The sequence below is a fragment of the Psychrobacter sp. genome, from assembly GCF_035469765.1.
GTDB lineage: Bacteria > Pseudomonadota > Gammaproteobacteria > Pseudomonadales > Moraxellaceae > Psychrobacter.
Genome location: NZ_DATIRM010000285.1, coordinates 1 through 11,120, shown reverse-complemented (window position 1 = coordinate 11,120; position 11,120 = coordinate 1). Strand labels below are relative to the sequence as shown.

The following is an 11,120-nucleotide window of genomic DNA, read 5'->3' as shown; positions in this document are numbered from 1 at the left end:
CAGCAAGCAAGAAAAATTGATATCAGCAGTACGTTATGTATCGATATTGCTTTTCCCTGACTATAGATGGTGGATGAATAGTATTCTTTAATACCAGTCATAAATTTAATATCTAAACATGGTTGATGGAATTCTCTGCTTGTTCAATTTTTCAATCAGAGCGTTTTATTTATAATAGGCATCGTTTTTCTTAAGCCACCAGTTCATATTGTCTTGACGTTTGGCACGAAATGTCTCTAGCTTGTCGGCGACCGTACTGTTGTGCTGGCGTGCGGTATCAAGGGCAAAGAGAATCGGCACAGAGGATAAGACGCCAAAGCGTATTTTTGACTTTGGTAGATTTAGCCCATCACCGATATCATCGCCGACCAAAGTACGGGTCACACTAGCATTGACCATCTCAACAAAGCGTCCACGGCGGTTATCCTCGCCCATGAGCTGACGCGGCAAGTCATGTAGCGCTTTTGCCAATGGTTGTCCCATCTTAAAATCAAGCTGTTGAATGGATAGATAGGTATAGAGCCACTCCCAACAGGCAGTTTCATCTTTTGGCAGCCGCTGCAAATCCACCCCCATCCAGTAGCTGGCAAGATTCCATAGATGTAAAATACCTTCGGCTTCCTCAGTGCTGATACGAGCGCCAAGCAACCTTAAGCCGCGCATAATCAACAATGAAAACTGTAAATGGGTGGCAATCATATCGGTCTGGTTGATTGGTATGCCCCAATAAGCGGTGTTCCAGCTACCATCAGGCAGATGATGTTGGTCAGCATTTGATAAGCCACCGGTCGCGGCATTGGCTTTACCTTTAAGCAAGTTTTGCCGTACCAAGGTATGGATTTGACGTACCTTGATAGATTGACGCCAGCCTTCAGAGCCAATCGCTAATACTTGCTCGATAGGTTTGTGTTGATTATGGGCGCTCGTATTCGGCTTATGCAATGGAGGATGCTCAGAGACCGCAAGGATATAAGCATAAGTACGCATCAATCGCGGTAAGGCATCGTGCATCAGGGCGCCAGTTTGGAGCAGCGGCAGCGATAGGGCAGGAATGCTATAACCTGCCATCAGCGCCACATTACGCAGCAGCCAAATCAGCATCAATGGATAGCGCCGATAGGCAATCGCGCCAATATGTGCAAGCTTAGGGGTAAACCAATCAGGATGATGGCTAAACTGTTCGCTTAAAACGTTAAAAGAAGCATTATCTAGAAGGGCATCATCCTCAAAAATAAGCGCTTTTTTATCATCAATAATAAATTGCTGTAAGGGCTTTGCAAAACGAATATCATCAGCCGCGAGAGCGTCAGCCAATGGATCACCAATGTCATAGCCTGCAACCATCTCGTCTAATAACTCTTGCGAGATAACAAAATCTTTTGGTAGCAAATAGCGTTTGATACGCTTTAATACTTGCAGATCACTATGATCATCAATGGCTGTCGTGCGTCCATGGCGCTGGTAAGAAGCAGGCGCTTGATGAGGGTCAGCATCTTGCCGAGCACTGGCAGTATTTTTTTTAGCGATTTTTTTCGAGAGATCGATGTAATCCATATTTTTGAGCAACTCTGTAGCAACTGCTTTTTATTAAGCGCCTTGAGCTACTTTACAATAAAGTAGCTCAAACGACCATTAAGAATGACGTGTTAAGTCCACAGAGGTCGCATTGACCTCATCTTTTAACGTAAATTTAAGCATCATATAACCTGCGATACCAGAGACGATTGAACCCATAATGATACCTAAACGCTCATCAAATAATGGGGATACGCCACCAAATGCTAGACCGCCGATAAACAGACTCATGGTAAAACCGACACCACATAATAATGCTGCACCATAGATTTGTTTGAAGTTCATGCCTTTTGGCATCGTAGAAATGCCCAGCTTAAAAATCACCCAGCACATCAGCATCACGCCTACTTGTTTGCCGATAAATAGTCCGGCAGCAATACCAAGCGGTACTGAATGGAATAGCTCAGCCAAGCCTGCACCTGCAAGCGATATACCAGAATTCGCAAAAGCAAACAGCGGTAGGATGCCATAAGATACGGTATTTTGTAGATCGTGCTCAAGCTCTTCAAGCGGAGAATGCTCAGGGTCAGTGCGGTCAAACAAAGGAATAAATAGCGCCAATACCACCCCTGCTAACGTTGCATGGATACCGGATTTGAGTACCGCAATCCACATAATTACCCCAATCAGCAAGTAAGGAGTGATGCTGGTCACATTACGGCGATTGAGCAGATATAAGAACGGCAGGCATAAGCCCGCGACAGCCAATGAGCCGAGTGATAAGTCATTGGTATAAAATAAGGCGATGATGATAATGGCACCAATATCATCAAAGATAGCAATAGAGACTAAGAAGACTTTTAGTGAGTTGGGTACGCGATTGCCAAGTAAGCTTAAGATACCAAGGGCAAAAGCAATATCGGTTGCAGCAGGAATTGCCCAACCTTTCCAAAATTCAGGCTCATGGTAGTTAAAAAGTAGATAGACGATAGCAGGTGCAACCATCCCGCCAAGCGCCGCTCCTGCTGGCAAGATAATTTGCTTTACATTGGAGAGCTCGCCAATTAATACCTCACGTTTAAGCTCAAGACCGACTAAAAAGAAGAATACCGCCATTAAGCCGTCATTAATCCAATGATGGGCATCTTTAGCAATTGAGAAGCTACCGATTTGAATAGCAACGGGAGCGTGGATAAAGCTTTCGTACCAAGTGTTTAGAGAAGTATTAGCAATAATCATTGCTGCGATAGCTGCCAGCGCTAGGACAATGCCGCCTGACGCCTCAAGATTAAAAAATGCTCTGACTTTATGTATTGCCATATTATCCTCATTAACCAAATAAAACGTGCGAAATTATTCAAAAACTCAACTGTCTTTCTTATGTCTTGCAGATATCAGTATTGGGTCCGCTGTAAGTAGGATACCGTATGGTGGTATGAATTTTATCAGCGCTGAGGTTTCTCAGACTGACACACCAGATAGCTTGCTCTAGTTTCTCACACTCTTATTAGCATAAACAAATGAAATACGTTATCTATTTTTAGGTCTTCCTTGAAGCTTTGATAAGAGTAAAGGCTGTTTTTAATGACAACTAAAGAATCTTGCACGATAAACCTAGCAGACTTTGTTAGGTTTTTGGCTTTTTTTACGGTTTTATCTTTATAATATTCGGCTTTATGCCATATGTCATTGCTAGCATCCAATTTGGCTTTTATAAATCAACTATTATCAAAGCCGTAGCATTATTATCTAGCTGTCTACTTTTTGCCTAATATCTACCCAAGCATTTTTAACTGCGTGTTCCTAGACAAGTACGGTTAAGGAAGCGCTGCTAAAAATGATGTTTGGGTGACTATTCCAAGGCTTGTGTCTCTTATATCATAAATTTTGCAGGTCAGTGTCATGGACTTATCGTTTTCTATTGAGATTATTTTAATGCTAGCGGCTGTGGCCACGCTAGCAGGTTTTATCGATGCCATTGCGGGCGGCGGCGGTTTGTTGACGATTCCCGCTATGCTGCTTGCCAATATTCCACCTGTGTTGACCTTAGGTACCAATAAGCTACAAGCAGCATCAGGGGCGCTAGCGGCGTCTATTACCATGATTAGAAAGGGTGTGGTCAAACCTAAGAATATAAAAACGGCGATTATTGCCGCTTTTATAGGTTCTGTCTTTGGAACGATTGCCGTCCAGTTGTCGCCGCCGGATTTATTAGAAAAACTGATTCCGTTTTTGATTGCCGCGATTGGCATTTATACGTTATTTGCCCCAAGGCTCGGTGAGGTGGAGGCAGAACCGCGTATATCAGAAAGTAAGTGGCAAAAAGTAGTGGCACCCTTGATTGGTTTTTATGATGGTTATATAGGACCAGGTACAGGAATGTTTTTTGCCTTAGGAAATGTCGCGCTGCGGGGTAGAAAAATCATTGAAGCGACCGGTGCGGCAAAGGTGCTCAATTTGTCCACCAATATTGGTTCACTCATCTTCTTTATCTTAGGTGGTAATGTATTGTGGAAAGTAGGGCTTGCTATGATGGTTGGGCAAACGATAGGCGCTTATTTTGGCTCGCATATGGTGGTAAAAGGTGGCAGTAAACTTATTCGTCCGATGATTGTTTTAGTTTGTCTGGCAATGCTGACCAAATATGTGCTTGGTTAATACGTATTGATATTGATATTGATGTTTAAGCATAATAGACAATAAAAAACCTCAGACCAAATGAACCGACCCCCATAAGTTGTGTCCAACATTTGGGGATCAGTTCACAAATCGGCTGAGGTTTTTTAATACTTCATATAAGCTATTTTATATTGGCTATTTCTTACTAAAAACTAGCCACGTTTAATATCATCATATTCACTGCCCATCACACCATCATGAAAGACTGCTGATAGTTCACGCTCGCTGTCTGCATCGATATGACCATCAAACATCTCTTTTGCACCCGCATCAGGATCGTTATAAACGGCCAAATCCATCTCCCCTTCTGATTTTGCAACGATGACTGTAACTGCCGCATCGCCACCGACGTTCACTGCGGTACGTAGCATATCAAGAATACGGTCAACCCCTAAAATCAGACCAATACCTTCAATAGGTAGACCGACTTGGGCAAATACCATGGATAGCATAATCAGACCTACGCCCGGCACGCCTGCCGTACCGATAGAGGCGAGCACTGACATCAAGATAACGGTCAGGTAGCCGGTAACGCCTAATTGAACACCATACAGATTGGCGATAAAGATGGTCGCCGTACCTTGCATGATTGCTGTGCCGTCCATATTGATCGTCGCGCCAAATGGAATGGTAAAAGAAGCCACTGAATTACTAACGCCCATACGCTTGGTGACCGCACGTAAAGTAATGGGAATTGTTGCGTTCGAGCTTGAAGTACTAAAGGCAAAGATTTGTACTTCGCGCATTTTTGCCAAAAAGGTCTTAACAGATAGCCCTGAAGTCAGCTTGAGTATCACCATCATCGTGACGAAAAAGTGAAAGAAGAGTGCACCAACCAATACAGCGACATAACCCAGTAGTGACCAGATAAGATCTAATCCCAGCTCAGCCATTGCTTTGGTCAACAGTGCAAATACACCATACGGCGCTAGATTCATAATGATGGTCACCATCTTTAAGATGACTTCATTGATAAGCTCTAAGCTTTGTACCAAACCTTTGGCGGGCTTACCCACCATTAAAATACTAATACCAATCAACATCGCAAAAAAGATAATCGATAGCATATCGCCATTTGCCATCGCGCTGATGGGGTTAGAGGGGATAATATTGGAGAAAACGTCGATAAGGGGCGGCGCTGACTCGGCTTCGAATACCGCATCGGTTTCGATTTGCATGCCTTTACCAATACCAAATAGTGAACCAAGCCCGATAGCAGTAGTAATCGCTAGTGCTGTGGTCACCATATAGATAAAGAATGTTTTGCCACCAATACGTCCTAATAGACGAATATCACCGATACCGCAGACGCCGCAGATCAGTGAAATCAAGACCAGCGGTACGACGAGCATTTTTAGCGAGTTCACAAACAGCTTGCCGACAATGGCAAGAAAACCGTTGGTGACATAATTATTTACAAAGCTGCCTTCCGTGTTCAAGCCAGAATAGTTTATAAATAGACCCAGTATAATACCGAGCACCATGGCAACAATAATCTTGCCCGTCAAACCCATATTTTTCCACATAAACGCTATCCTTGGTGTCCGTTACGCACAGCAATAGACACAATAGCGCGCTCAATATGAGTGCAAGATTGCTGTCATGACTGTTGCTGTGACGTCTATAAATATATGAACTGACCATTAAGTCAGATTTTGGGGGACAATATAAAAGAATAGTTAGGGATACTGCAAGAATTTTTTATGACTTAAATGGCGTGACATTACAATATTATTGTGTTCGATATTTTTTGTTAACCAGAATTTCACAGCAATCTGAGTGAAACAAGGGCTACTCAAGGTTATTGAATCGCAATGTAAGTGATTCAATAAAAAAGCGAGATGGCTCTTATGAGAGCATCTCGCTTAGTTTATTGAGATAGATAGGTTGAAAAATAGCCAAGTTAATAACCGTTAAACATTGTCGTTTTCATCACGGTGCAAACTATCTTTCCATGCAGGGTTGCCATGCTCTGTTTGCTCAGCACTATTAGCTTGTATATTGTTTGGGTTTACCGAACCATCTTTATTCAATCGATGATTATAGCTCATACGTTCATTTAATTGTGACTCTGCATCACGGTGACGCGAATCAAGAGCTTCGAGTTCAGGGTGTGCATTCTCAAAATCGGTCTGCGCACGCACTTCCTTGGCAGTATCTTGCTCACTGACCATTTTTACATCACCATCACTCTCATAACCATGATTAGGATTGGCATCACCAGTCTGCTCATTTGTATGCGCAACATCATTTAGCTTATCAGTCGTAGGCTCGTCGCTATCAACAGATATATTATTTCTACCTTTAGCTTCATTTTTTAGCTGTGCGTAATCCGTCAATTGATGGACAGCATTTTCAAGAGTATGTGGATTATCACGCTCCTGAGCTTCTGATAAATGTTTATCAAATACATCGGTTAATAGTGAATCAAAACGAAGGGCGTTGTATTGAATGAGCACTTCCGCTTCTTCTTCAGTAATGTCGCCATTTTGGCTGGCATATACCACATGGTCCTCAAAGGTCAAACCCTCAAAGCTGTCTTTGTGTTCCGCTTTTTTAAATTTCTGCCATAAAGGTTCAACTTCAAGTAGCGTCTGATAAGCGTGTTCCATACGTCCGGTGACATCATCAGGCTCAGTATTGTAGTACACCATAGTTTTAAGATAATCGCGGAATGGATTGGCTTCAAAATCATCCATAAAGATATCACCCAATTGGCATTTTAGCTCATCGCTCACTGGGGCAAAGATGCGACCGCTTGGGAAGGTCACAAAGCTGACCAAATTGGCTGCCATACGATTTGGGAAGTTGGCAAACAAAGAGAAGAAAGCTTCTTGAATGGTATAAAAACTGTTTTTTAGCGCCACTTCAGCATGCAAGCGTTCAGCGACTGATTTGCTGCCATATTCATAAAACTGCAAAATTGCGGTTGCGATAAATAGATGAGAGTGGATATCTGCTAAGCGCCCAGAGAGCATCTCTTTGCGTTTTAAATCACCAGCGAGCAACCCTAAAGACATATCGGCGGTTAGGGCAAAGCTTGCGCTTAAGCGGTTGATGTGTTTGTAATAAGGAAGGGTAAAGTTATCAGCAAAATTTGGTGCATGACCACTACCACCAACATAACCTGCGACAAAGGCTTTGGCGCCGCGATTGAAAGTATAGCCTAAATGCTTAAAGAATAAATTATCGAACGCTTTGAGCGCGCCTTCTTTATCTTCGCTTTGTAGCAGTTGCAGCTCATCGAATAGATAAGGGTGACAGCGCATCGCTCCTTGACCAAAAATCATCAGTGAGCGCGTCAATATATTGGCACCCTCAACGGTAATAGATACTGGGATCGCTTGATAAGGAATCGCTAAAAAGTTACGCGGTCCCATTTGTACCGCACGGCCACCAACGACATCCATACCATCATTAATCACTGAGCGCATGGTCTCAGTAGCATAATATTTTGCCATTGCAGTCATCACTGATGGCGTACCACCTTGGTTGAGACCACAAGTGACCAGATGACGAAAGGCTTCTAACATATAAGTATTACTGGCAATACGGCTGGTGGCATCTTGCACGCCTTCAAACTTGCCGACTGAAATTTTAAACTGCTCACGAACTCTTACAAAGGCACCAACCGATAAATAGCTCATTTCACTGGCAGAAGTCGATAGGGCGGGCAATGAGATTCCGCGCCCAACGCCTAAACATTCCATCAGCATCCGCCAACCACGTCCAGCATTCTCCACACCGCCGATAATATAATCAAGCGGTATAAAGACATCTTGACCATCAACCGTCCCATTCATAAATGGTGAACCGATCGGATTATGGCGCGGACCGATAATTACCCCTTTATGCTTTGCAGGTACGAGCGCACAAGTAATGCCATAATCGGTTTTTTCAGGATTACCCAATAAACCTTCGGGGTCATGCATTTTAAATGCTAAACCAACGACCGTTGCAATAGGCGCTAAAGTAATCCAGCGCTTAGAAAAATTCATGCGTAGACCAAGCACTTGCTCGCCTTCATGTCGCCCATAACACACCACACCAGTATCAGGAATTGCACCTGCATCAGAGCCAGCTTCTGGACCGGTCAAACCAAAACACGGAACTTCTTCACCTTTCGCAAGACCAGGTAACCAGCGCTGCTTCTGCTCATCGGTACCGTAATGCATGAGTAGCTCACCAGGACCGAGTGAGTTTGGTACCATACAGGTCACTGCAGCAGTCGGCGAACGCGATGAAATCTTACTCATCACCCTACTTTGGGCATACGAGCTAAATTCCAGTCCACCATATTCTTTGGGAATGATTAGCCCCAAAAAGCCATTGGCTTTGATAAATTTCCACGCTTGTGGGGACAGCTCTTTGTCTTCATGGTGGATTTGCCACTCATCGAGCATCGCACAAAGTACTTCGACCTCATTATCTATAAAGCTCTGCTCTTCTTCTGACAATTCCGGATAAGGATATTTTGCAAAGGTATCCCAGTCAGGCGCACCCATAAACAGCTCTTTTTCCCACCAGCTAGTACCTGCATCAAGTGCTTCACGCTCGGTGTCACTCATGCTCGGCATAGCACCGCCCAAGGCCTTATAAACAGGCTTGGTAATTAGGCTTTGACGAATAGAGGTCACAAGAAGCACTAGGCAAAGTAGCGCAATGGGTAGACCTAGGATAAGCGACCATGGACTGATAAAAGCAGCGACGAGGACGGTAATTAAGGCAACACTGCTGCCAGTGACACGCGATAATGACAGCAAAAAGATGGCCAAGACCATGGCTAATTGAATGATAACTGCCAAAATAAATAAGCCAATGGCCATAACTGCCTCCTTTGCAACGCTCAATAAAAAAGCGTCAAAATCCAAGTGAATAAGAAAGTTTGGAATAACTATGATTGTTGTTTTATATTCCAGCCGTTCTTTTTTATAGTAAAAAATAATTTTGGTTTTTTGAAATTAGGGATTTCAGATATAGCCACCCTAAAATAAAAACTTCGTATTGAGAATAAAGGATTTGTCAAAAATAAATTTAACTACTAATATGAAACAGTTGTTTATAACTATCAAGAGCGAAAACGCTACGCTGTGTCGATAATATGTATCAAGACTTTCATATAGCTAAGTAATATCTCAACCGTTAACTAAAAGGTGCTAAACAGCTCTCGGCATAAGATAAGGTCTCATTGCGTCCGACAATGATATGGTCAATTAGAGACAAGTCTATTAGATCACAGGCTTTTTTGAGCTCATATGTCAACAGGTTGTCCGCCGTTGATGGTGTGGCGTCGGTATGCGGATGATTGTGCGCGATAATGAGCTGGCTAGCTGCATAGCTTAACGCATGACGTAGCACGTGCTTGATACAGACGGAGCAAGAAGAGATACCACCAGTAAATAGTATTTCAAAATTGATTAGATTTAAGGCGTTGTCCAAACACAACACAGCAAACACTTCTCGCGGCTCACCGCGCAACTGGGTACTGATATAGTCTTTGACCATTTGCGAGCGGTCGAGGGATTTACCGGTTTTAAGCTGACTGTCTAAATAGCGCGTGCCCATCTCAAGTGAGGCGAGTATCTGCGCGTATTTGGCAGGACCAATACCATGACAAGCAAGGACAGTCTCTTGCGGTGCAGCCAAAAGCTCTGCAAGGCTACCGAATTGCTCAATCAGATGACGCGCCAACTCGATGGCTGATTGAGACTGGGTGCCTGTACGCAGGAATATCGCTAATATTTCAGCGTCAGACAAGTGTGCGGCGCCAAATTTTAATAGCTTCTCACGTGGTCTATCATCTTCATGCCAGTCTTTGATGGCCATTGTCACTCCTTGAGATACCATTGCTACGCGATAAATGCGTTAAATTCAGAAAACTTTCCCTAACTTATCGCATAATTGATACTATAAGCGCAATTTTTATCTTTCAATTTTTTACTGATGCCACGCTTATGTCCAATATTGTGCTTGCTATCACCGGCGGTATCGCTGCTTATAAATCTGCCGTATTTGCCCGTCTACTAATTAAGGCGGGCTTTGATGTGCGCGTCATTATGACCTCAGGTGCACAGGCTTTTATCACTCCGCTGACCCTACAAGCTTTGACTGGTAATGAGGTACATATCTCATTACTCGATGAAAAAGCAGAAGCAGGGATGGGTCATATCGAGCTTGCCAAGTGGGCAGACCTTGTGGTCATCGCACCAGCATCTGCCAATACCTTGGCGCGTCTTGCGATGGGTATGGCTGATGATTTACTGACCACTGTATGTCTTGCAACGACAGCGCCAGTTATTATTGCCCCTGCGATGAATCAGCAAATGTGGGCGCATCCAGCCGTCAATTTAAATGTGCAAACCTTGCGTGATATGGATTATCAAGTCATTGCGCCTGCTAGTGGCGAGCAAGCTTGCGGCGATGTGGGAGCAGGGCGTTTGCCTGAGCCTGAGCAGCTATTAGAAGAGGTTTTGCTGTTTCAAGCGATGCAAACCACACCGCAACTCTTGGCAGGCAAGAGAGTTGTGATTACTGCAGGACCGACGGTAGAAGCTATCGATCCTGTACGTTATTTGTCCAATCATTCTACGGGAAAAATGGGCTTTGCCTTAGCCCGTGCCTGTGTTGCTGCCGGTGCAGATGTTATTTTGATTACTGGTGGCAAAGTTGCTCTGCCAACACCGCTCAATGTCACGCGTATTGATGTACTATCAGCCAAAGAGATGCTGATGGTCGCGCAGCAATGTGTGGAAGGTACGCATCATGCGCTACAGTATATGCTTGAAGAGGAACATGACCATACGCATGACCATTCTCATGAACACAGCCATGATCACAGCCATGAACATGCTCATCAGCATGGAGACTGTGATTGCGGTGAAGCGCATGTTCATGCTGATAATATCAATGATGGCAGCGTGAAGGTG

At 43.8% G+C, this 11,120-nt stretch carries 7 protein-coding genes; 2 read left to right on the top strand and 5 right to left on the bottom strand.

Annotation, left to right across the window (positions count from 1 at the left end):
* Positions 1–165: 165 nt before the first annotated feature.
* On the bottom strand, positions 166–1,554 hold the full coding sequence (locus VLN09_RS08120; RefSeq protein ID WP_325245403.1) for an oxygenase MpaB family protein: 1,389 nt from the start codon (positions 1,552–1,554) through the stop codon (positions 166–168).
* 78 nt (positions 1,555–1,632) lie between these two features.
* Entirely contained in the window at positions 1,633–2,835 is a 1,203-nt protein-coding gene (nhaA, locus tag VLN09_RS08115; RefSeq protein WP_325245401.1) for a Na+/H+ antiporter NhaA, read from the bottom strand.
* 582 nt (positions 2,836–3,417) lie between these two features.
* Here nhaA and VLN09_RS08110 point away from each other — a divergent pair.
* Complete coding sequence (locus VLN09_RS08110; RefSeq protein WP_325245399.1) at positions 3,418–4,173, top strand: TSUP family transporter; 756 nt, start codon at positions 3,418–3,420, stop codon at positions 4,171–4,173.
* 173 nt (positions 4,174–4,346) lie between these two features.
* Here VLN09_RS08110 and VLN09_RS08105 read toward each other — a convergent pair whose 3' ends face one another.
* The 3 genes from VLN09_RS08105 to radC form a co-directional block, all read right to left on the bottom strand.
* Positions 4,347–5,720 (bottom strand): dicarboxylate/amino acid:cation symporter, encoded by a 1,374-nt coding sequence (locus tag VLN09_RS08105; RefSeq protein ID WP_325245397.1) that lies wholly within the window; start codon positions 5,718–5,720, stop codon positions 4,347–4,349.
* Between the two features lie 387 nt (positions 5,721–6,107).
* Positions 6,108–9,020 carry an acyl-CoA dehydrogenase gene (locus VLN09_RS08100; protein ID WP_325245395.1) on the bottom strand — a complete coding sequence of 971 codons (2,913 nt, stop codon included), beginning with the start codon at positions 9,018–9,020 and terminating at the stop codon, positions 6,108–6,110.
* Positions 9,021–9,336: 316 nt separating this feature from the next.
* Complete coding sequence (gene radC, locus VLN09_RS08095) at positions 9,337–10,020, bottom strand: RadC family protein (RefSeq protein ID WP_325245393.1); 684 nt, start codon at positions 10,018–10,020, stop codon at positions 9,337–9,339.
* A 128-nt stretch (positions 10,021–10,148) separates the two neighbouring features.
* Here radC and coaBC point away from each other — a divergent pair.
* Positions 10,149–11,120, top strand: a 972-nt coding sequence (gene coaBC, locus VLN09_RS08090) for a bifunctional phosphopantothenoylcysteine decarboxylase/phosphopantothenate--cysteine ligase CoaBC (protein WP_325245391.1), incomplete at its 3' end; no start/stop codon positions are given.